18 protein-coding genes are annotated in these 22,212 nt (G+C 64.1%); 3 read left to right on the top strand and 15 right to left on the bottom strand.

Annotation, left to right across the window (positions count from 1 at the left end; all coding sequences use genetic code 11):
* The first annotated feature begins 37 nt into the window (after positions 1-37).
* On the top strand, positions 38-1,492 hold the full coding sequence (locus LB538_RS08000) for a glutamate synthase subunit beta (RefSeq protein ID WP_224524185.1): 1,455 nt from the start codon (positions 38-40) through the stop codon (positions 1,490-1,492).
* A 41-nt stretch (positions 1,493-1,533) separates the two neighbouring features.
* Here the strand turns inward: LB538_RS08000 and LB538_RS07995 are convergent, their stop codons facing one another.
* The 3 genes from LB538_RS07995 to LB538_RS07985 all read right to left on the bottom strand — a co-directional run bounded on the left by LB538_RS07995 (position 1,534) and on the right by LB538_RS07985 (position 4,620).
* Positions 1,534-1,941 (bottom strand): MAPEG family protein, encoded by a 408-nt coding sequence (locus LB538_RS07995; protein WP_224524186.1) that lies wholly within the window; start codon positions 1,939-1,941, stop codon positions 1,534-1,536.
* 128 nt (positions 1,942-2,069) lie between these two features.
* Positions 2,070-3,287 (bottom strand): DUF459 domain-containing protein, encoded by a 1,218-nt coding sequence (locus LB538_RS07990; RefSeq protein ID WP_224524188.1) that lies wholly within the window; start codon positions 3,285-3,287, stop codon positions 2,070-2,072.
* 112 nt (positions 3,288-3,399) lie between these two features.
* Positions 3,400-4,620: a lytic murein transglycosylase gene (locus tag LB538_RS07985; RefSeq protein ID WP_224524190.1), complete on the bottom strand. Its 1,221-nt coding sequence runs from the start codon at positions 4,618-4,620 to the stop codon at positions 3,400-3,402.
* Between the two features lie 234 nt (positions 4,621-4,854).
* On the opposite strand from LB538_RS07985, the gene galU reads away from it, so the two are divergent.
* On the top strand, positions 4,855-5,760 hold the full coding sequence (gene galU, locus LB538_RS07980; protein ID WP_140842140.1) for a UTP--glucose-1-phosphate uridylyltransferase GalU: 906 nt from the start codon (positions 4,855-4,857) through the stop codon (positions 5,758-5,760).
* 158 nt (positions 5,761-5,918) lie between these two features.
* Here the strand turns inward: galU and LB538_RS07975 are convergent, their stop codons facing one another.
* Positions 5,919-7,703 carry an outer membrane beta-barrel protein gene (locus LB538_RS07975; RefSeq protein ID WP_224524192.1) on the bottom strand — a complete coding sequence of 595 codons (1,785 nt, stop codon included), beginning with the start codon at positions 7,701-7,703 and terminating at the stop codon, positions 5,919-5,921.
* 158 nt (positions 7,704-7,861) lie between these two features.
* Between LB538_RS07975 and LB538_RS07970 the strand changes: the two genes are divergently transcribed.
* The gene (locus LB538_RS07970; RefSeq protein ID WP_224524194.1) at positions 7,862-8,863 is read left to right on the top strand and encodes an SIS domain-containing protein; all 1,002 of its coding nucleotides are present in this window, start codon (positions 7,862-7,864) and stop codon (positions 8,861-8,863) included.
* Between the two features lie 55 nt (positions 8,864-8,918).
* Here LB538_RS07970 and LB538_RS07965 read toward each other — a convergent pair whose 3' ends face one another.
* From LB538_RS07965 to LB538_RS07915, 11 genes are all read right to left on the bottom strand, one after another.
* On the bottom strand, positions 8,919-9,383 hold the full coding sequence (locus tag LB538_RS07965; RefSeq protein WP_224524205.1) for an NfeD family protein: 465 nt from the start codon (positions 9,381-9,383) through the stop codon (positions 8,919-8,921).
* Positions 9,384-9,403: 20 nt separating this feature from the next.
* Positions 9,404-10,354, bottom strand: a complete 951-nt coding sequence (locus LB538_RS07960; protein WP_140541853.1) for an SPFH domain-containing protein — start codon at positions 10,352-10,354, stop codon at positions 9,404-9,406.
* Between the two features lie 135 nt (positions 10,355-10,489).
* A complete protein-coding gene (hemH, locus tag LB538_RS07955) occupies positions 10,490-11,554 on the bottom strand; it encodes a ferrochelatase (RefSeq protein WP_224524208.1) in 1,065 nt (354 codons plus the stop codon).
* 145 nt (positions 11,555-11,699) lie between these two features.
* Complete coding sequence (locus LB538_RS07950) at positions 11,700-13,835, bottom strand: bifunctional metallophosphatase/5'-nucleotidase (RefSeq protein WP_224524209.1); 2,136 nt, start codon at positions 13,833-13,835, stop codon at positions 11,700-11,702.
* 190 nt (positions 13,836-14,025) lie between these two features.
* Entirely contained in the window at positions 14,026-14,400 is a 375-nt protein-coding gene (locus tag LB538_RS07945) for a hypothetical protein (protein ID WP_095766333.1), read from the bottom strand.
* Between the two features lie 188 nt (positions 14,401-14,588).
* On the bottom strand, positions 14,589-16,034 hold the full coding sequence (locus LB538_RS07940) for a homospermidine synthase (RefSeq protein WP_224524211.1): 1,446 nt from the start codon (positions 16,032-16,034) through the stop codon (positions 14,589-14,591).
* A 132-nt stretch (positions 16,035-16,166) separates the two neighbouring features.
* The gene (locus LB538_RS07935) at positions 16,167-17,102 is read right to left on the bottom strand and encodes a heme-dependent oxidative N-demethylase family protein (protein WP_224524213.1); all 936 of its coding nucleotides are present in this window, start codon (positions 17,100-17,102) and stop codon (positions 16,167-16,169) included.
* 39 nt (positions 17,103-17,141) lie between these two features.
* Positions 17,142-17,804, bottom strand: a complete 663-nt coding sequence (locus tag LB538_RS07930) for an aminotransferase class IV family protein (protein ID WP_224524216.1) — start codon at positions 17,802-17,804, stop codon at positions 17,142-17,144.
* Positions 17,753-18,898, bottom strand: a complete 1,146-nt coding sequence (locus tag LB538_RS07925) for an aminodeoxychorismate synthase component I (protein WP_224524218.1) — start codon at positions 18,896-18,898, stop codon at positions 17,753-17,755. The genes LB538_RS07930 and LB538_RS07925 overlap by 52 nt, the downstream gene beginning before the upstream one ends.
* Before the next feature lie 389 nt (positions 18,899-19,287).
* Entirely contained in the window at positions 19,288-19,992 is a 705-nt protein-coding gene (locus LB538_RS07920; protein WP_224524220.1) for a proton-conducting membrane transporter, read from the bottom strand.
* A 355-nt stretch (positions 19,993-20,347) separates the two neighbouring features.
* Positions 20,348-22,186, bottom strand: coding sequence for a M3 family oligoendopeptidase (locus LB538_RS07915; protein ID WP_224524223.1), 1,839 nt, complete (start codon positions 22,184-22,186; stop codon positions 20,348-20,350).
* Positions 22,187-22,212: the final 26 nt, after the last annotated feature.

The raw sequence follows: 22,212 nt of genomic DNA, 5'->3' as shown, positions 1-22,212 counted from the left end.
CGACAAAAGCGTGCCTTCGGACAGCAGGGACTGGACTATGGGCAAGGTAACAGGCTTTCTCGAGATCGACCGGCAGGTGCACAAGTATCAGCCGGCCTCCGACCGCATTCGGCATTTCCGCGAATTCACGCTGCCGATGTCGGACAAGGAGGTCGAGAAACAGGCCGCGCGTTGCATGGATTGCGGCATTCCGTTCTGCCACGGGCCGACCGGCTGCCCGATCCATAATCAGATCCCGGACTGGAACGACCTCGTCTACAATGGCGACTGGGACAGCGCGATCCGCAACCTGCACTCGACCAACAATTTCCCGGAGTTCACCGGCCGCATCTGCCCTGCGCCCTGCGAGGAAGCCTGCACGCTGAATCTCGAGGACATTCCGGTCGCCATCAAGACGGTCGAGCAGGCGATCGCCGACAAGGCATATGAGACCGGCCACATCCGGCCCTATCCGCCGGAGAAGAAGACCGGCAAGCGGGTTGCCGTCATCGGCTCCGGCCCGGCCGGCATGGCGGCGGCGCAGCAACTCGGCCGCGCCGGGCATGACGTGCATGTCTATGAGCGCGAGAGCCGCCCCGGCGGGCTGATGCGTTACGGCATACCGGACTTCAAGATCGAGAAGCACTATATCGACCGGCGCATCGAGCAGATGCAGGGCGAGGGGGTGACCTTCCATTGCGGCGTCAATGTCGGCGTCGACATCAAAGCGGCCGATCTGCTCGGGGAATTCGACGCCGTGCTCTATTGCGGCGGTTCGGAGACGCCGCGTCCGGCCGGCATTCCGGGCAGCGATCTCAGCGGCGTCTATGACGCCATGCCCTATCTGGTGCAGCAGAACCGCCGCGTCGGCGGCGAGCCGATCCAGTCGGTGGCCTGGCCCTCGCACCCGATCATTGCCGGTGGCCAGCATGTCGTGGTGGTCGGCGGCGGCGACACCGCGTCCGACTGCATCGGCACCGCCTTCCGCCAGGGCGCGGTGCGCGTGACGCAGCTCGACATCCGTCCCCAGCCGCCGGAGAAGGAAGACAAGCTTGCCGTCTGGCCCTACTGGGCGACGAAAATGCGCACGTCCTCCTCGCAGGCCGAGGGCGCCGAGCGCGAATTCCAGGTGGCGACGCTCGAGTTCATCGGCGAGGAAGGCCAGCTGACCGGTGTTCGCTGCTGCGAGGTCGACGACAAGCGCAAGCCGATCGCCGGCAGCGAGTTCGTCATCCGCGCCGATCTCGCCTTCATCGCCATCGGCTTCGCCGGTCCGGCGGGCGACAGCCTGATGAAGGAGCTCCACGGCAAGATCAAAGTCGTCACCGACAGCCGCCGCTCGAACAATGTCGAGGCCAACGATCGCGATTACAGGACCAGCGTCGACAAGCTCTATGCGGCGGGCGACGTGCGCCGCGGCCAGTCGCTGGTGGTGTGGGCCATCCGTGAGGGCCGCCAGGCGGCGCGCTCGATCGACGAGGCGCTGATGGGATCGACGGTGCTGCCGCGGTAAGGCTTCAAAGCACTCACTGAGCCGTAAGCTTCTTGAAGCGCCTAACCGGCCAGCAGCTTTACCGCCCAGTAGAGGCCGATGGCCATCTGGACCGCGAACGCGGAAAATCGAGCCTTGACCGCGTTTGGACTTGTCGACGCCAGATGAATGGACGACTGGATTAGCCGCGCGGCAATAAACCAGTATGCAAGGGGGTCGGTGATCCCCGTCCGAGAAGTCATCATGGCAACGCCCATGAGGCCCCCGAATATCGGGAGTCCCTCAATGCAATTTGCGTGGGCTCGCGCAAGCCGCTGCAAAAAGGGCGAAAGACCTGCGTTATCCGGCGTGAAGCCATTTGCCGGGATGCGCCCACTCACCACAAGATGGGTGCGCAGGATCTCCATCCATACAAGCAGGAGGAGGGTCCAAGCTACGAACCCAAGCAAGGCATAGCCCGTCGCCGACATGTTCGCCCCCTGTAATCCCAGCCGAATAGAACAATGCCATTGTTCGGCCTGGCGTGAAATCGCTTTCGCGCAGACGATCTAAGGGTGATCTCCTTAACGGATATCCCGACGAATCCGATGGACGTCGATTAAGGGCTGGCGGGCGTGGAGTCCGGCTCGACGGCTGCTGTCGCCGGCTGCGTCTTCGGCGGCCAGGAAAAATCGTCGGCGCGGCCGGGCGAGGCGGCGGGCGCCTTGCCTTCGACGATCAGTCTTTCGCCGGGCAGGTTCGGATCGGCCCTGGCCGGCTGCGCGGCGCCGAGCAGCTCGGTGCCGCCGTCGAGCGCCGGGTCGCCGAGAAGCATCGGCGCGGTGCGGTCGACGATGACGGGCGCCGCTGCCGGTTTCGGCGCCTCGACCGGAGCGCCGGCCGGCGCCGACACGGTCGTGACGCTTCCCGGCGCCGCCAAGCCCAGGATCTTCGCCAGCGGCTTTTCCGTATAGAAGGCGAGCTTGCGCTTGCCGGCCTTGGTGACGTTGATGCCATCATCGGAACGCAGGCGAACAGGCTGACCGTTGATGTCCGGGCCGGAGGTGACGAAAGCGCCGTTCTCGTCGACGAAGCCGTCCCAGACGTCGACGAATTCGCCGCCATGCTTTTCGGCGACCGAATGGTAGATGTCGTTGAAGGCGAGCATGTCCGAGTTCATCTTCGACACACCGAAAGCCGGCATGCCGACCCACAGGAACGGCACCTTGGTGTCCTGGATGGCCTTGCCGAGCGCATCGGCGCGGCGCTCGTATTCCTTGGTCCAGTTCTCCGAGCGCGGCTGCTCGCGCACCTCGCCGACCCGCATCTGCTGGCGGTCATTGGAGCCCAGCATGACGATCACGGCCGACGGCTTCTCGGTCTCGATCAACGACTTGATCTCGACCGGCCAGTTATAGAAATCGTCGCGAACGAAGCCCGACGACCCGTTGGCGCGGGCGACAATCCTGACGGCGGGATTGTCGGCAAAGGCGGTGTCCAGGCCCTCGGCCAGCCCGCCCGCCAGAAAATCGCCGACCACCAGCACGACATGGGCGTCGTCCGCCTTCTCGACGATCGGCGTTTCCGGCTCGGCCGGCGGGCGCGGCTTGGATTTCTTCTTCGGCTTCGGCCTTGATTTCTGGATTTCGAACGGTGGCTCGACGCGTTCGCTGCGGCGCGGGAACAGAAGGTCACGCAACGACCAGCCGCGGCTTTCCTCCTGCGCGAATGCCGGTGCGTGGAAAGCGCCCGCGGCAGTGACGACGAGCACGGCCAGGGCGAGAACCAGGATCGGCGCCCGGCGAATGCCCTGCCTGATACGCGCAACCGAAACCAAACACCTCTCCATCCCTTGGCGCATGACCGGAAGACGTGGGAAAGTCATGCGCAAGCCGAAGCGCTACAGCATCCTTGCCGTCTTTGAGAGGATACTGGCGCTTCCCCAGGCTTTACTGCTTGCGGAGCCATTTGAGCACTTCCAGGCTCGGATAGCCATCCTGGTTCAAGCCGACCTTGGCCTGGTAGGCCATGATGGCGGCTTTCGAGCCATCGCCGATCTTGCCGTCGAACTTGCCGTCATAGTAGCCGTGATCTGAAAGCCGCTTCTGCAGTTCCTGCCGTTCCTCGAAGCTGAGCTTGGTGAAAGGCCGCTGCCAGTCCTGCACCAGGCCGGTGCCGCCGGCGATCTCGTCGGCCAGAAGGCCTACGGCCAAAGCGTATTTGTCGGCGTTGTTGTAGGCCTTGATGACGGAGAAATTCCTGATCATCAGGAAGGCGGGCCCACCTCGGCCGTCCGGCACTTTCAACGTCGCCTTGTCAGTCAGGTTCTTGAACGGCTTGCCGCTGGCCCTGACGACGCCGAGCGCCTGCCATTGGGCGATCGTCTTTGCGCCGCCGGGCAATTTGCCGGCCGGTATGGAGACCTCATAGCCCCAGGTCTTGCCGGCCTGCCAGCCGTTCTTCTTGAGCAGATTGGCGGAGGTCGCCAGCGCGTCGGGGATCGAACTCCAGATGTCGCGCTTCCCATTGCCGTCCATGTCGACCGCATAGCGCTGGTAGCTGGTCGGGATGAATTGGGTCTGGCCCATCGCGCCTGCCCAGGAGCCCATCAGATGGCTTTCATCGATGTCGCCGGTCTGCAGGATCTTCAAGGCCGCGATCAATTGGGTGCGGGCATATTTCGACCGCTTCGGATCGCCATAGGCAAGCGTCGCCAGCGAGCGGACGACGTTGCGCATGATGTCGTCGCGCTTGAGCGTCTCGCCATAGTTCGATTCCATCGACCAGATGGCCAAAAGGATGTTGCGGTCGACACCGAACCGCGCCTCGATGCGATCGAGCCACGGCCTCCATTTCTTCGCCATCGCCTGGCCGTTGGCGACTGCCTGGTCGTGCACGCGGTTGTCGAAATAGTCCCAGGCGGGCGCGGTGAATTCCGGCTGGGTACGGGCCTTTTCCAGCACGACCGGGTCGGCCTCGATGCCTCTCATGGACTGATCGTAGACCGCCCCCGAAACGCCGCCGGCCACCGCGGTTGCGCGGAAATCCGAGACCCACTGGCGGAATCCGGCATCGGCGAAAGCGGGTCCGGCGGGCATCAGCAAGGCCAGCGTGAGGCCGGCGGCCGTCGCCAGTGCCGTCAGGCGCCTCGCGGTGTTGCGAACGGACATCATTTCCTCCTTCGTCACATCAGGAAGATCATTCAACGCCGAACCGGGTTAGCATTTGGTTTACCATAGGTCCCGCGGGGAACGAAAAGAGGTGTCGCGGCTTTTAGTTCTCACGTTCACTGCTCGCCCTTAATCCAACATTCCGGCGTGAAAATGATTTCCGTCGGGAAATGTTTGGGGATTGCGGAGCGTGCCGCCGAGCGGATAATTGGCTGAAACGCAGGGGGTGTCAGCATGAAGCGCGTTCGCAAGGCAGTTTTTCCGGTCGCCGGCCTCGGCACGCGGTTTCTTCCGGCCACCAAGGCCATCCCGAAGGAAATGCTCACCGTCGTCGACCGGCCGGTCATCCAATATGTGGTCGATGAGGCACGCGAGGCCGGCATCGAGCATTTCATTTTCGTGACCGGACGCAACAAGGCGGTCATCGAGGACCATTTCGACGTACAGTTCGAGCTCTATGACACGCTTGCCCAGCGCGGCAAGGACGATCAGCTCGCCCGCCTGCAGCGGCTGCAGCCGGCGCCGGGACAGACGAGCTTCACGCGCCAGCAGGTGCCGATGGGCCTTGGCCACGCCGTCTGGTGCGCCCGCGAGCTGGTCGGCGAGGAGCCGTTCGCCTTGCTTCTGCCGGACATGATCATGCAGTCGGAAAAGAGCTGCACGAGGAGTATGGTCGAACTCTATGCCGAGACTGGCAACAATATCGTCGCCGTGCAGGAATGCGATCCGGCGGAAGCGCATAAATACGGCATCGTCGGCCGCGGCGAGGACGCGCATCACGGCTTCCGCATCACCGGCATGGTGGAGAAGCCGAAACAGGGGACCGCGCCCTCCAATCTTTACATCAACGGCCGCTACATCCTGCAGCCGGAAATCTTCGGCATCCTGGAGAGCCAGGAGCGTGGCGCCGGCAACGAGATTCAGCTGACCGACGCGATGCTGAAGCTGGAGAAAGAGCAGCCCTTCTACGGCTACCACTACAAGGGGCGCACGTTCGATTGCGGCTCGCCGGAAGGTTTCGTCGAGGCCAATGTCGCCTTCGCGCTCTGGCGTAGCGACATGAACGGAAGCATGGCCGGCGTCATCCGCACGCTGCTGGACGAGGTGCGGCCGGTAGAGCGGCGCGGCGCCGCGTCTTAGCCTATGCCGATATTCAGGTGAGGCCGGTCTGCGAACGGCAGTTTCCTGCGCTTCCGGTGCTCACGTACTTTGAGTACGCTCCGCTCCGGTTCTCGGAAGCCACCGTTCTCGACTCGGCCTGACCTGAATCTCGGCATAGGCTTGGCGGTTGCTGCCCTTCAGCGCTGGACCTTCAGGCCGAGATAGACACTGTTGGTCGTATAGTCTCGGCCAGGCAGATTGCTGGTCAGCTTCTCCGTCCTTACCCTGGTGGTGACCCCGGCATAGCGGTTCAACCACCAGGTCAGCCCGGCCTCGGCGCTCAGGATCAGATCGTGGCCGTCGGAGCCGGTGTAATCGCGCCAGTCGAGGCCGAGCGCCGAGTTCGCCGTCAGATTGGCGCGAATCTGGCGCTCGCCGGTCAGACGGCCGGAGTAGAGGATATCGCCGCTCTCATTAGCCGTCGTGGTTGTTTCGACCCTGGTCTTGCCGGTCAGGCCTATAGTGGTGCCGCGCTCGGGCGACCATTTGAGGTCGGCATCGATGCTCGGACCCGCTACCGCCGGAAGGCGGTTGTCGTCGATCGCCTCGCGCAGCCAGCCGACAGAAAATTCGCCGGACAACTTCTCGCCCATGTCGAGCTCGAGCCCGGCGCGCGCGCCAAGCCTGGTCGAGGATCGCTCGAAGCCGTCGGTGTCGACGCGCAGGTCATAGAGGCGCCGCCCGGCCTCGACTTCCGTGAACGGCGTCAGCGCCGGCGAAATCTCGTAACCGGTGCGCAAGGTCGCGGTGTAGAGCGTGGAGTCGCGATCCTTCTGCGAAACGGTGATGCCGTCGGAGAGTTCGGCATCGCCGTAGAAATCATGCGAGACCGCGCCGGTCAGCGCGTAGCGCATCTTGCCGACACTCTTTTCGAGACCGAGGCTGCCGTCGACGGTCTGGCGCAGCGGCTGTTGGGTGACACCGGCGATCGCATCCGGCGAGGAGGCCGATTCTGGCGCGGCCTCGTAGCCCAGCTTGGCGATGGCGCGCAGCTCGTTGTCGAGGTCGACATTGAGCTGGCCCTCGATACGGCCCTGCGCATCGTTGATCTTCTGGCCAGAGACGGTATTGCGGAACTGGCCGTAGCCGGTGATCAAAGCCGAATTTTCGCGCCAGTCGGAGGTCGCAGTGAAGCGCAGCGCCGTCTCGGACAGAACCGCCGATTTGCCGGTGCTGCTGGAATCGGCATTGGAGGTCGCGGTGAAGCCCTGCTCGAGCGTCGGCCGGAAGAGAAAGGTGCCGACCTTGACGCCCGGCGCGGCGAAGGGATCCTCCTCCGGCTTGACCTTCCGGCCTTCAATGGAGGCGGTGCGCTCCTGACCGGGGTCCAGCTTCTGCTTGTCGACGCTGTCGATGGTGACGGCACGGCGGTTGCTGCCGTCATTGTCGTCGGTGGCGGTGGCGTCGGTCCGGTTGCCTGTGCCGGCGGTCGCGGCGGTGGTCGTGCTGTCCGTCGTTTCGCCGGGTTTTTTCTTGGCCTTTTGCTTGTCGGCGGTCTTGGCGCCGGCCTTGGCGTCCTGAGCACGCTGCTTTGCCATCGAAGGTCGGCGGGGTTTTACCGGAGCCTTCGTGACGGCCAATGGATCGTCCGTTGCCTGCGGCTGATCGAAGATGCTGTCCGTCGCGCCCGCCGTCTGATCATCATCGGGAACGGCGCCGGGGCTTGATGGTTGGTAGGTCGTCGATGCCGTGTCCTGGACGGCGGCGGCGGGCGGGGTCTGACCCTGCGATCCCCGCGCCCGCCTGGCCTTGCGCTGCTGGTCGGCGAGTATGGCCGACTCGGAGACCTCGCCGCGCAGCTCGGTTTCCTGCGAGAATGCCGGCGCGGGATGCAGCAAGGCTAGCGCGCTTGCCGTCAGCAGCAGTGCTGCAAGGGCAAGGCCGCTTCGGCCGATTTTCGTTTCAGACTGGCCCCCGGACATCGTCACCACTGCTTGCGCGGCGCGGTTGCGCCATACTTACCGAACCGTAAATGCGGATGGTTAACGGAGGGTTGAGAGAGCCGCCTTTGGGCCCCCAATCGGAGGTTGAAGGCAATTCCGTTGGACAGGGGCGCGGCAAAGCGCTAATCGCTTGCGCCATGCATGCGGGGTCCCCAGAAAGAAAGCAGCCGGACAGGCAGGCCGTGATCGAATCGGCGCTGAGAACGGTGGCGACGGAGCAGACCGGCGTGGCGGCCCTCGCCGCCGCGCTCGCAAACGGGCTGACCGAGCCTTTTGCCGCCGCGATCGACCTGATCTCGCGGATCGAGGGCCGCGTCATCGTCACCGGCGTCGGCAAGAGCGGCCATATCGGCGCAAAGATCGCCGCGACGCTTGCCTCGACCGGCACGCCAGCCTTTTTCGTCCATCCCGCCGAGGCCAATCACGGCGATCTCGGCATGATCGCCAAGGACGACGCCATCATCGCCATGTCGTGGTCGGGCGAAAGCAAGGAATTGATGGGCATCGTCGCCTATTCGAGGCGTTTTTCCATCCCGCTGATCGCCATTACTTCCGGCGAGAGCTCGGCGCTGGCACGTGCGGCCGATGTGGTTTTGCTGCTGCCGGTCGTGCCCGAGGCTTGTCCGCACGGGCTGGCTCCGACGACATCGACACTTCTCCAGCTCGTACTGGGCGACGCGTTGGCCATCGCTCTGCTCGAAGCGCGAGGCTTCACGCCGGATCACTTCCGAACCTTGCACCCCGGCGGGCAGCTTGGCGCCAATCTGACCCTGGTGTCGGAGATCATGCGGACCGGCGATCAGGTGCCGCTCGCCCTGCTCGGCACCAAGATGCCGGAAGCGGTGATGACGCTGTCGCAGAAGAAAGTCGGGTGCGTCTGCATCGTCGATACGAGCGGCAAACTGGTCGGGATCGTGACCGACGGCGACGTTGCACGCAATCTGCATCGCAATCTGGCCGACGTGACCGTCGATGAGGTCATGACCCGCACGCCCAAGACGATCGATCCGCAGACGCTGGCGGGCACGGCGATCGCCATGCTCAACGAGCACAATATCGGCGCGCTGGTCGTGACCAAAGACAAAATGCCGGTGGGCGTGGTTCACTTCCACGACCTGCTGCGCATTGGCGCAGCTTAGCCACGCCCTTTCGTGGAATTGCCTTAGTCTCAGCCCGTCCGATACCTGTCTCGGGTCAGGCCGCCTCGACCGTCAGTTCCAGGTCGGTGTCGGCGGCGCCGACAACGCGCACTTGCGTGCCGGCAGGGAGGTCAGGACCGGAAACGCGCCACAGCGTGTCGCCGAGCTTGATGCGGCCGCGGCCGTCCTTGATCGGCTCGGCCAGCGTCGCCAGCTTGCCCACCATCTGCGCGCCGCGGCGGTTGAGCAGCGGCTGGTCGGCATCGTCGTGGCGGCCGGCCATCAGTTTCTTGCCGACGAAAGCCGAGATCAGCGACAGGATCAGGAACGCCAGCACCTGCACCTGCCAGGTCCAGAAAGCGGCGTCCCATATCGCCAGCGACACGGCGCCGACGATGAGCGCGGCGATGCCGATCCACAGCATGAAGACGCCCGGCGCGACGATCTCCATCGCCAGGAGCACGAAGCCCAGAACCATCCAGTTCCACGGGCCGAGCTCGGAAACGATACGGTCGAACATGGGAGCAGCCTCCTATGATCTCAGTTTTCGTTCGGCCGAACCAGCGGCGGGCGTGCGGCCTGCCGCTGCGCGCCGGCCGTACCTTCACTCCTGAAAACTTCCTTGGCGATCTCGCCGATACCGCCGAGCGTTCCGATCAGCGACGAGGCTTCAAGCGGCATCAGCACGATCTTGCTGTTCGTGGCCGAGCCGATCCTGGTCAGCGCCTCGGTGTATTTCTGGGCGATGAAGTAGTTGAGCGCCTGGACGTCGCCCTTGGCGATGGCCTCCGACACGACCTGGGTCGCCTTGGCCTCCGCTTCGGCCGAGCGCTCGCGCGCCTCGGCGTCGCGGAAGGCTGCTTCCCTGCGGCCCTCGGCCTCGAGGATCTGCGACTGCTTGAGGCCTTCGGCGGCCAGGATCTGGGCGCGCTTGTTGCGCTCGGCCGTCATCTGGCGGCCCATAGATTCGATCAGATTGGCCGGCGGATTGATGTCCTTGATCTCGACGCGGGTGATCTTGATGCCCCACGGATGCGCCGCCTCGTCGACGACGCGCAACAGGCGCTCGTTGATGGCGTCGCGGTTGGACAGCAATTCGTCGAGGTCCATCGAGCCCATGACGGTACGGATGTTGGTCATGGTCAGGTTGAGAATGGCGTTCTGCAGCCCGGCCACCTGATAAGCGGCCTGCGCGGCATTGAGGATTTGGTAGAAGGCGATGCCGTCGACACCGACGATGGCGTTGTCGCGGGTGATGATCTCCTGCGTCGGCACGTCGAGCACCTGCTCCATCATATTCATTTTGGCGCCGACGCGCTCGAAGATGGGGTTGATGATGTTCAGGCCAGGCGTCAGCGTCTTGGTGTACCGGCCGAAGCGTTCCACCGTGTAATTATAACCTTGCGGCACCGTCTTGATGCCTTTGAAAAGAAGGATGATGACCAAGAAGACAAGAACAATGATGGCAATATCGAAACCGCTGAAGCCCATTTCGTTTCTCCCTCAAAAGGCGGCGACCTCACGGAATCACTTAAGTGTGTTTCCGCAGCGTTACAATCATGTGATCGGGAATATTGGTTAGCGAAGGCTTTTGCGCACCGGTTTCGAGCCTGTCGGTGAAACCGGTCACACCCAGCCGGAAAGCTCGCGCCGCGCCAGCGCTTCGATGACCGCCATGCCCTCGGCGCTGTCGTTGAGGCAGGGGATGTGCGCAAAATTCTCGCCGCCGGCGTGATGGAAGGTTTCGGCCGCCTCGCGGCCGATCTCGTCCAGCGTCTCGATGCAGTCGACGGAGAAGCCGGGATTGACGATGGCGATCGATTTCACGCCGTCCTTGGCCAGTTTCTCGACGGTGACGTCGGTGTAAGGCTGCAGCCATTCCTGCGCGCCGAAACGCGACTGGAAGGTGGCGATGAGCTTGTTCTCGTCCCAGCCGAGCCTTGCCCGCAGCAGCCGCGTGGTCTCCAGGCAATGCGCCCCGTAGGGATCGCCCTTGTCGGAATAGGGCTTGGGGATGCCGTGATAGGAGGCGATCACCACCTCCGGCACGAAATCGAGGGTCGCCAGATGCTGCTCGATCGAACGCGCAAGCGCGTCGATATAGACCGGTTCGTCATAATAGGGCGGCACGCTGCGGATCGCCGGCGCGCGCCTGATCTTCATCAGCGCGCGGAACAGCTGGTCGTTGGCGGTCGCCGTCGTCGTCGCCGAATATTGCGGATAGAGCGGAAAGGTGAGGATGCGGTCGCAGCCCTGGTCGACCAGCTTCTGAGTGACGCTTGCCGTCGAGGGATTGCCGTAGCGCATCGCCCAGTCGACCACCACATCGGGCAGATCGGTAAGTGCGGCGGCCAGCTTCTGACCTTGAGCGCGGGTGAAAGTGCGCAGCGGCGACTCGTTCATCTCCCGGTTCCAGATACGGGCGTAGTTGGCGCCGGATTTTTTCGGCCGGGTCGTCAGCACCAGTCCATACAGGATCGGATACCAGATCGCCTTGTTGAGCTCGATGACGCGCGGGTCGGAAAGGAATTCGCGCAGGTAGCGCCACATCGGCCTGAAATCTGTGCCGTCGGGCGTGCCGAGATTGACCAGCATGATGCCGATCTTGCCCGGCCTGACCGGCGCGGCATGCGCCGGCGGCAGGCCGACGGCCTTTGCGGCTTTGGCATCGGTGGGGTTGGCAACGGTCATCAACAGTCTCCGGTAGCGCCGCGGAACCTAGCGATGCCCTGCCGGTTTTCAATGCTGCGTCTGGCCGCACCTTATCGCGTCAGGACCTCAAAAAGGAACACCCGCCCGGTTGCCCGAGCGGGTGCCATGCTTTCCGGATGACCGGTTACTTCGCGGCCGGCGGGATGGTCAGCGTCGCGCCGAGCGGCAGGCGCCGCGGCTTATAATCCTTATTGGCTTCGGAGATGAGCTTCCACTTGGTTGCGTCGCCGTAGGCTTTCTTGGCCAGGTCCCAATAGGTATCGCCGGCGGCGATGGTGTGGCTGGTCTCGGCCGGTTTCGCTTCGGCCTGCGTTGCCTGCGCCGGCTTGGCCGGCTCGGCTGCGGGAGGAGGCGTTGCCGGGGCGGTCTCGGCGGGCTTTGCCGGTTCCGCGGCCGGCGCCGCGGGCGCGCTCTCTGCCGGCTTCGCGGTCTCGGTGGGCGCGGCCGGAGCGGTTTCAGTAGAAACCACCGGCGGCGTGCCAGCTATGTCGCTGGAACCGGAAGGCGGAGCCGGCATGGCGGGCTCGCCGCTTGTCGGCGACGTCTCGGCTGGTTTTGCTGCCCCGTTCGCAGGTGCCTGGGTGGCGGGGGCGGTCTCGGCAGGCTTTGCCGGTTCCGCAGGCTTGGCCGGCTCGGCCGCCGCCGCCGTTGCCGCAAGCTCGGTGATGCGGCCGTCGAGCTTGGGCGTATAGGGACGGTGGGCGCCGAGATAGTCGGCCACCACCTGCTCCAGGCCGGGGCCGTAGTCATAGGCGTCGGTCGCCTTGTCGGCGAAAACCTTGTAGCCGTCGCCGCCCTGGCGGACGTAGTTGTTGGTGGCGACGAGGTACTGCTTGTCCGGGCTGATCGGCGCCCAGGCGCCGTTCTCCATCACCTCGACCGATTTGACGCGGCCGGAATTGGGCGCGACGGATCTGTCGAAGGAATATTTGATGCCGGCAACCTGCGGGAAGCGGCCGGCGCCGTCCTCGATCTGGCTGAGGCCGTTTTCAAGGCCCGCGACCAGGTCCTTGCCCGAGATCTTGAAAGTGGCCAGCGTGTTCTGGAACGGCAGCACGGTCAGCACCTCGCCCATAGTCACCGTGCCCTGGTCGATCGAGGCGCGCAGGCCGCCGCCATTCGAGATGACGATTTCGACGCCTTGGCCCTTGGTGCGCTCGAGAATGGCGTCGGAGACGAGATTGCCCATCTCGCATTCGCGCGCGCGGCAATTCTCGCGGCTGCCGTCGATGGCCTTGGTGGTCTCGGCCACCTCCTTGTTCTTCAGCGCCTCGATCGGCGCGCCGAGCTCCTTGATGCGGGCAAGAACGGCGGGATCGGGGGTGATCGACTTGTCGAGATAGATCGGCGCGCCGCTCGCCTCCTTGACGACGCCGTTGTCGTCGAACACGACCTTGAACTCGCCGAGATATTTCGAATAGGACGCCGCCTGCACCACCGGCACCTTGTAACCGTCGGGGTTGTCGACCATCGTCGGATAGGGCCCCGCCGCCTTCGGATCGGTGTTCGACAGAAGCGTGTGGCTGTGACCGCCGACCACCACGTCGACACCCGGTATTTTCGCTATGACGTCGCGCTCGCGGTTATACCCGATATGCGTCACCGCGATGATCTTGTTGATGCCTTGTGCCTTGAGCTTCTCGACCTCGGCCGTGATCGACTTGACATCGTCGGCGATGGCGATGTTCGGGCCGGGCGAGGCGAGTTCCGGCGTGTCGTTGGTGACGGCGCCGACGATGCCGATCTTCTGGCCACCGACCTCGACGACGATCGAAGGCTTGATCTTGTCCTTGGCGCCGGACTTGTCATTGGGCACGACATTGGCGCTGACGATCGGGAATTTCGCCTTGTCGAGATAGGGAACCAGCGCGGTCTCGCCGTCGTCGAACTCGTGGTTGCCGAGCGTCACCGCGTCGGGCTTGATCTGATTGAGGAATTCCTCTTCCGCCGCACCCTTGTAGGTGATGTAGAACAGCGATCCCTGGAAGCTGTCGCCGGCATTGAGCAGCAGCAGGTTCTGGCCTTCGAGCTTCTTGCGCTCCTGAGCGATCGCCGTGATCAGCCGGCCGGCGCCGCCGATGCATTCGCCCTTGGTCTCTTCATCGGCGGAGCAGGTCGACTCGTATTTGTTGTTGCCTTCGATGCGGCTGTGCCAATCGTTGAAATGCAGGATGTTCAGCGTGTAGTCGGCAAAAGACACGCCTGCCGACAGGCCGAGCGCCGAGGCCGACAGGGCTAGGATCGCGGCAATCTTCTTCATCATCGTCTCCCGGATAAGCTGACTTCGAATATGCTTAACGCCCTCGCTTGACTGGAAAATAACAGTCAGCTCCGGTCATGTTCACATCGGGTTCCGGTCGATGCAAGCACAAATCAGGGAGATGTTTGCCGGCACAAAAAAGGACGGCGGCTTGCGCCGCCGGCCCTGTCGGCTGACGATTTGCGAACGCTCAAGCTCGGCGCGTCAGCACGAAATTCTGGCCGCTGGCGCTGGTGCAATTGAGTTGGCTGATGGAGACCATCAGGCAGTTGAAGCTGACCGGCGTCTGGCGGATCAGCGAGGTGCCGTGGATCTCGACCGAGGTCGCTCCGGTCATGGTGTAGCTGCCTTCCGACAGCTTCTGGCCGGTGTCGGTGGCCACGGTGGTGAAGCTGCCGGCCGCGAAGGTCGACAGGCCGGTGCCCTTGGCGTCGATCCAGTTGCCCTCGACGCCCTTCGGCGCCGCCATCGAAGGCTGGTCCGCGGGGCCGGTGGTGGTGCAGGCGGCCGCAGCCAGAAGGCTTGCCGCGGCGCCTGCCGAAAGCAGTTTGCGCGCAATGGTCATTTTGAAAATCCTCTCCTCAGTCCGCCGATACTCAATCGCCCGATTTCCGGGCGATTGCAAGGCGCAGAGGGAGAGCGTCTCCACCGTTTCGCGGAAACGGCGAACCGCTCTATCCCCTTGTTTTCACACAAATCCGGACGGAAAACCGTTTCACACTTTTCCTCGAATTGCTCCGGTAGGTCCGGCTGCTATCGGACCAGAATGTTGCGGAACTGCCACGGGTCGTCCTTGTCCAGGTCCTCGGGGAAGAGACCCGGCCGGTTATCCAGCGGCGTCCAGTCGGTGTAGTAGCCCCTGACCGGCCCGAGATAGGGAAGTTGCACTTCGAGGCAGCGCCGGTAGTCCATCTCGTCGGACTCGACGATGCCGGCGGTCGGGTTCTCCAGCGCCCAGACCATGCCGGCGAGCACAGCCGAGGTCACCTGTAGGCCGGTGGCGTTCTGGTAGGGGGCGAGCTTACGCGCCTCGGCCAGCGACAGCTGCGAGCCGTACCAGTAGGCGTTCTTGTCGTGGCCGTAGAGCAGCACGCCGAGCTCGTCGACGCCGTCGACCAATTCGTTCTCGTCGAGCACGTGGTGGACGGGCTGCGACTTGCCGGCGGCGCCGAACATCTCGTCCAGCGACAGCATGGCGTCGTTGCAAGGATGGTAGGCGTAGTGGCAGGTCGGGCGATACTGGACCTTGCCCTTTTTCGAGCGCACGGTGAAGAAGTCGGCGATCGAGATCGACTCGTTATGCGTCACCAGCAGGCCGTATTGCGGGCCGGGCGTCGGGCACCAACTGCGCACGCGCGTGTTGGCGCCGGGCTGTTCCAGATAGATCGCCGCCTTGGAGCCGTGCTTGTGCTTCTTGCCGTTCTTCGGCATCCAGTTTTCATGCGTGCCCCAGCCGAGCTCGGCCGGTTGCAGGCCCTCCGAGATGAAGCCTTCGACCGACCAGGTGTTCCAGAACACGTTCATCGGCTTCGGCTTCTTCGTGCGCTGGGTGTCGCGCTCGGCGATATGGATGCCCTTGACGCCGGCCTTCTTCATCAGCCTGGCCCAGGCCTCGCGATCCTCCTGCGCGGGCTCGGAAAACTCGAGACCGAGATCGGTGGCGAGGTTGACCAGCGCCTTCTTGACGAACCACGAGACCATGCCGGGATTGGCGCCGCAGGTGGAGACCGCCGTCGGGCCGCCGGGCTTGTCTTGCTTTTCCTTGATCATCGCCTCGCGCAGCGCATAGTTGGTGCGGCTGGCATTGTCGGCCTCGGTGTCGAAATAGAAGCCGAGCCACGGCTCGACCACGGTGTCGATGTAGAGCACGCCGAGCTTGCGGCACAATTTCATCAGGTCCACCGAGCCGGTGTCGACCGACAGGTTGACGCAAAAGCCCTGGCCGCCGCCATTGGTCAGAAGCGGCGTCAGCAGCTTCTTGTAATTCTTCTCGGTCACCGCGTCCTGCATGAAGGTGATGCCGCGCTCGTCGAGCAGCTTGCGGTCGGTGTCGCGCGGGTCGATGACCGTCATACGCGACTTGTCGAACTTGAAATGGCGCTCGATCAGCGGCAGCGTTCCCCGTCCGATCGAGCCGAAGCCGATCATCACGACAGGGCCGGTGATTTCACCGTAAACGGGCCAGTTTTCGTTCGCCATTTTTTCGCACACTCCTTCAAACACGCGCAAAACCGGGGCCTTTTGCCCGACGGCCAAGCGCTACAACCACAGATCATTGTCATAAACCAGCGAAAAGCACCAACCGCCGGCCAGGCCCGGCTGGCACCTTGGTTAAGGCGTGCAGGCCATGCCGCTGAGGAATTCGACCAGCCGGTCGCGGTCGGCGGTCAGGCCCTTATAGTCGAGTTGTTGCTGGTCGAGAGCCAGGAGCTGCTCCGCGAAGGAGACGGCGAGGGCTGCCCGGTCAGGATGGCGAACGAGCAGCTTGAGCGGATCGAGATGGATGCGGATGGTGAAGAGGATGTCGCGCGACAGGGGAAGCTTGCGCAGCGTCTGGCGTTCGACGCGGATGAAGGCGTGGGCGTCGACATCGCCGTCGGCGAAGCGGCTCGGGCGGTTCGTGGCGCGGTCGATGCGTTCGACATTGGAGAGCGGATGATAGAGCGCATCGCCGGCCTGGATCGACCAGTTGAAGCGCTCGACCGCCTGGCCCTGCAGGCCGTCGAACATGCGGTTGATGAGTTCGGCCGGCCGCGTGCCGGGTCCGAATCCAGGCACCGGTTCGTGGATATCCTGCAATGGCTTGCCGAATTTTTCCTGCAGCGACCAGGACGAAGGGAAGCAGAGCGAGCCGGCGCCGAGCCGCCAGCCGTGCTCGCCGCGGCGCATCAGGATCAGATCTTCCTGGACGAGCAGCGAAGCCTTGGCCAGCGGCGCCTCGCGCAGGGCAGCAGGCAGCCTGTCGCTTGCCGTCTCGAAACCGATCGGCTCGACATCCTCTCCGTTGCGACGATACGTGCCGGGATGGGCGGCTTCGAGATGCGCGACGAGCAGGTCCAGCACTTCGCGCTGAGCCTCGCTTGTGCCGTCTTCCTCGACAAAGACCTTTTCCGGGATTTCCGCATAGAGCCGTTGCTTCTCGGCCAGATGCGGCAGCAGCAATTCGTCGATCTCGATCCAGCGGTCGAAGTCGAGCGGCTTCAGCCCGATGGTGAAGAGCTTCGAGGACCCGTCATAGGGTGTATGGGTCGGCTGGCGGACGGTCATGCCTGTTTGGGTGCTATCCAGTTTATGTCTCCGGCGCGGTCAGCCAAGCCGCGCCGGGATCAGCCCGCGCAGCGAGTTGCCGACGAAGATCGCCTTCGCCGCCTTCAGATCGTCGAAGCTGTAGATCGCTTCCACGGCGCGGCCTTCGTCCAGAAGCGCGCCGCGCAATATTCCAGGCAAAAGGCCGCAGTCGAGCCGAGGCGTGGCAAGCGGGCCGTCGCCGAAGTCGGCGAAGAGATTGGTGATCGTGCCCTCGCAGAGCTCGCCGCGCTCGTTGGCCAAAAGCACTTCGTCGGCGCGGGTGGCGAGATATTCGGCGCGCGCCTGCGCGTAGACCTGGCGCAGGCTTGTCTTGTGGCGCAACAGCGTGTTGGCCGAATCGAGACGGATCCGCGCCAGCTGCAGCCGCCAGACCTTGTCGGCGGGCAGCGGTTCATAGACTTGAGCCGCGGCCGTCGCTTCGCCATTGCGCCGCAAGGCAAGACGTACGCGCAAGGCAACTCCGTGTCCGCTAACGGTGTTCGAAAGCACTTCGCCGATCCGTTCAGGATCGCAGACGAAGCCGAGTTCGGCGGCGGAGACGTAAAGCCTCGCAAGATGGCGCTCGAAGCGCAGGAAACCTGTGGCCGGCTCCCAGCGCATGGTCTCGATCAGCTCGAAGCCGGCACCGTTCCCGTCGCGAAGCGGGCTTTCAACAGACACTCCCGATACTCCTCCTCGGCGGTGGAATCGAAGACGACGCCGCCGCCGACATTGTAGACGGCCTCGCCGTCGGCAAAGAGCGAGATGGTGCGGATCGCCACCGAAAAACGCATCCTGCCGCCCGGCGCGATCCAGCCGATGGCGCCGCAATAGACGTCTCGCGGCGCATCTTCCAGCTCATGCAGGATTTCCATGGCACGGATTTTCGGCGCGCCGGTGATCGAGCCGCAAGGGAAGAGCGCGGCGAAGATTTGGCGGATGCCGATACCAGGCAAAAGCCTTGCCCGCACGCGGCTGACCATCTGGTGCACCGTCGGATAGGTCTCGATGCGGAACAGTTCCGGCACGTCGAGCGTGCCGACTTGGCTGATCAGCGAGATGTCGTTGCGCAAAAGGTCGACGATCATCCGGTTCTCGGCTTGGTTCTTCTCGTCATTGCGCAGGAAGGCCTTCAGCCGGGCGTCTTCGGCCTTGGTCGCGCCGCGCGGCGCGGTGCCCTTCATCGGATGGGTTTCGATCATGCCGTCGGCATCGATCTCGAAGAACAGTTCGGGCGAGCGCGACAGGACGATCGGATCGCCGAGCGAGACCAGCGCACCGTATTTCACCGGCTGGCGTTCGGTGAGCGCGTCGAAGGCCGCAAGCGGATCTCCGGACCACTGTGCACGGACCGGGAAGGTGAGATTGCCCTGGTAGCAATCGCCCTTGCGGATGTGGTTGTGAAGGCGCGCGAAACGGCCGGCATAGTCCTCGGCCGACCAGGCTGCGCGGGCATCGAAGATTGGACCATTGCTGGCTGACGCCCGTGACTGCGGGACCTCCTCCTCGTCCGGCGCATCGAATACGCCGAGGCAAACCAACGGTGCGCGGCGGCCATCGGGCAGCAGCGGCACCAGTTTCGGCTCGAGCAGGTAACCTGCTTCGTAGGAGAAATAGCCCGCCAGCCATTTGCCGGAGTCGGAGGCGGCCTGGGCTCTTTCAAGCGCAGGCCCGAACTCTTCAGCCCCGTGCGCGACGATGATCTCATCCGGCCGATCGAAGACCAGCTGACGAGCGGTCGCGTCGTTGCGGAAAATGGCTGCGGGCAGGGACATGAGCCTCGGATGCGGACAAAAGCGCCGTCGACCGCTCTATATGGGGGTTCGGCGTGGCGCAATCGAGGGAACGGCGTCGAACGGCGCAAAGGCGTCCCGTTGGCGCGGAAGCTTCGGTAGCTGATCCTGCAGGGATGGCGGAAACGCCCGAACTTCGTCATCCACGGGCGGAGCGGACGCGAAAGCGGACGCGTAGACCCGAGGATCCATTCCGTGATCTTAATCGTAGGGTGCTGCGGAGCAGAATTCTGCAGCGTGGCAACGCCTCGACTTCACGGAATGGATCCTATGGTCTGCGCTGCGTCGCTTCGCTCCTCGCTACGCCATAGGATGACGAAGTGGCGGGTGTCTCTGGCCAATGGACGGCGTTTGCGACGCCGGCTAGATGTTCAGGTGTTATTTGCGGTTCCAGCTGTTGGGAACTGCCTGGCAAACTCCGCTTCGTCGCCGGCGGCCAGCAATTTCGCCTGCTCGATCCACTTTTCACGCGCGATGCGGCCGTCGAAATTGAGCACCTCCTCGATGCGTTTGACGTCGGCGGCGGTCCAGGCGGCGATCTGGGCGTAGGTGGTGACGCCCTGGCCTTTGAGCAGCCTTTCATTGACCGGCCCGATGCCGATGAGGCGGCGCAGATTGTCGGCCTTGCCGGACGCGGCCTGCGGCGCTGCCGCCTTCTTTGCCGCGGGCGCTGCCGCCTTCTTTGGCGCGGCCGCCTTGGCCGCCGGCTTCGGTGCCGCTGCAGTCTTCGTTGCGGCCGGCTTCTTTGCAGCGGCGGGCTTTGCGGGCCCGGCCTTTGCCGCCGCCGATGTCGTCGACATCAGCGCCGACGGCGCCGGCGTGGCGGCCTTGTCGGCGCCGGCCTTGGCGGCAGGCGCATCGCGCAGCCGGCTTTCGAGATCGGCGCGGGCACGGCCGCTGGCATCGAGCTCGCCCTTCAACCGATCGCTATCGGCGCGCAGCCTGTCGCGCTCGCTTCGCGTGCGGTCGAGATCGCCACGCAGACTGTCGAGCTCGCCGCGCAGACGGCCCCAGATGAACCAGCCGACCAGGATACCCACAACGAACGCCAGGAGCATGTAGAAAAAAGTGCTCATTTCCCTCTCCAGTCCGATCTGTCGGCCGAGGCCCGGAAAGGCGAGCTCACGCCAGGGATCGTCAAAGGTTCCGTGATCGGCGCAATCGCCGGCTTCAATCGAGCCATCGGCGTTTGGCCCTTGTCCGAAGCCGACGGCCGTCATCGCATTCGCCGTAGCGGCGCGACCAGCCATCTCTGGCCTGCGCGATGCGTCCGGCTGAGCTTGAGGCCGGACGCTATCATATGGCTTGTCGAAAGCCAGTTGAAAAATGCGCCGGAGAGTTATTCAAGAACAGCTATTTAGGGCAAGAATAGATTCTTGCTAATATGCGTCTTGGCTAAACTATAGCTGCCGATGCGCCCTTCGTTGCTGTTCACCTCTCGAGCGCTTCCAATTCGTCGATCAGCGAACCGATCACGCCAAGGCCGATCTGCCAGAAAGCGGGATCGGTGGCGTCGAGGCCGAAGGGCGCCAGAAGCTCGGAATGATGTTTCGTGCCGCCGGCGCGCAGCATCTCGAAATACTTCTCCTGAAATCCGCGCTCGGCATTCTGGTAAACGGCGTAGAGCGAATTCACCAGGCAATCGCCGAAGGCATAGGCATAGACGTAGAAAGGCGAGTGGATGAAGTGCGGGATGTAGGTCCAGAAGACCTCGTAGCCCTCGCGCAGCTTGATCGCGGGCCCCAGGCTCTCGGCCTGCACCTCCAGCCAGAATTCGCCGAGCCTGTCCGAGGTCAGCTCGCCGTTCTTGCGGTCGGCATGCACCTTGCGCTCGAACTCGTAGAAGGCGATCTGGCGCACGACGGTGTTGATCATGTCCTCGACCTTCTGGGCGAGCATGGCCTTGCGCTCGCGGCGGTCAGCGGTCTGCTCGAGCAGCGAACGGAAGGTCAGCATCTCGCCGAAGACGGAGGCGGTCTCGGCCAGCGTCAGCGGCGTCGAGGCCATCAGCGCGCCCTGGCCGGCGGCCAGCACCTGGTGCACGCCATGGCCGAGCTCATGCGCCAGCGTCATCACATCGCGCGGCTTGCCCATGTAGTTCAGCAGCACATAAGGATGCGCCGACGGCACCGTCGGATGGGCGAAGGCGCCGGGCGACTTGCCCGGCCGCACCGGCGCGTCGATCCATTTGCGATCGAAAAAGCCGCGGGCGATCTCGGCCATGTCGGGCGAGAAGCGCTGATAGGCGGAAAGCACCGTGTCCCTGGCGTCGTCCCAGCGGATCACCGCCTGCGGCGTCTCCGGCAGCGGCGCGTTGCGGTCCCAATGGTTCATCACCTCCATGCCGAGCCAGCGCGCCTTCATCGCGTAATAGCGGTGCGACAGCCGCGGATAGGCCTCGCGCACGGCCGCGGCCAGCGCGTCGACGACGTCGCGCTCGACGCGGTTGGCGAGGTGGCGCGAGTCGGCGATGTCCTGGAAGCCGCGCCAGCGATCGGAGATTTCCTTGTCCTTGGCTAAGGTATTGGTGATGAGGGTGAAGGTGCGCAGGTTCTTGCGGAAGGTCGCCGCGAGCGCCTCGGAGGCACGGCGGCGAACCTCGCCATTGGCATCCTGCAGTCGGTTCAGCGCCGGCTCGAGCGTCAGCTCCTCGCCGTCGACGTCGAAGCGCAGGTCGGTCATCGTCTCGTCGAACAGGCGGTTCCAGGCGCCCCGCCCGGTGACCGACTTTTCGTGGAACAACTGCTCGACGCGATCCTCGAGCTGGTAGGGCTTGTCCTTCCTGAGGTCGAGCACCCAAGGCCGGTAGTGGCCGAAGTCCTTGTCGGCGGCCAAGGCGTTCTCGATCGCCGCATCGTCGATCAGGTTCAGCTCGAGCGCGAAGAACAAGAGATGGGCGCTGGCGTCCGTCATCTTTTCCTGGACGTCGCCATAGAGCTTGGCGCGCTGCGGATCGGCGGTGTTGCCGGCATAGACGAGCCCGGCATAGGAGACGATGCGGCCGATCAGTTCCTCGAGCGCCTCATAGGTTTTCAGCGCCTCGCCAAGCCGGCCGGCGCCGCCGCGCCCGGCCTCGGTGGCCAAAGTGCCCTTCCAGCGGGCCTCGAAGGCGATGGCGTCGCTGGCCGCCTTGGCGATGTCGCGCTTCAACTCGGGCGCTTCCATGCTCGAATAGAGATCGGCGAGATTCCACTCGGGCAGGTCGCCAAGCTCCGCCGCGCCCTGGCCGGACGCTGGGGCCGCTAGCCGCCGAGCAAACATCATGCGCATCGACAATACCTTCTTTGAACCAAGCG

Origin of the sequence: Mesorhizobium sp. Ca11 (genome assembly GCF_020165275.1) — a bacterium.
Taxonomy (GTDB): domain Bacteria; phylum Pseudomonadota; class Alphaproteobacteria; order Rhizobiales; family Rhizobiaceae; genus Mesorhizobium.
This window is presented reverse-complemented; position numbering and strand designations above follow the sequence as displayed.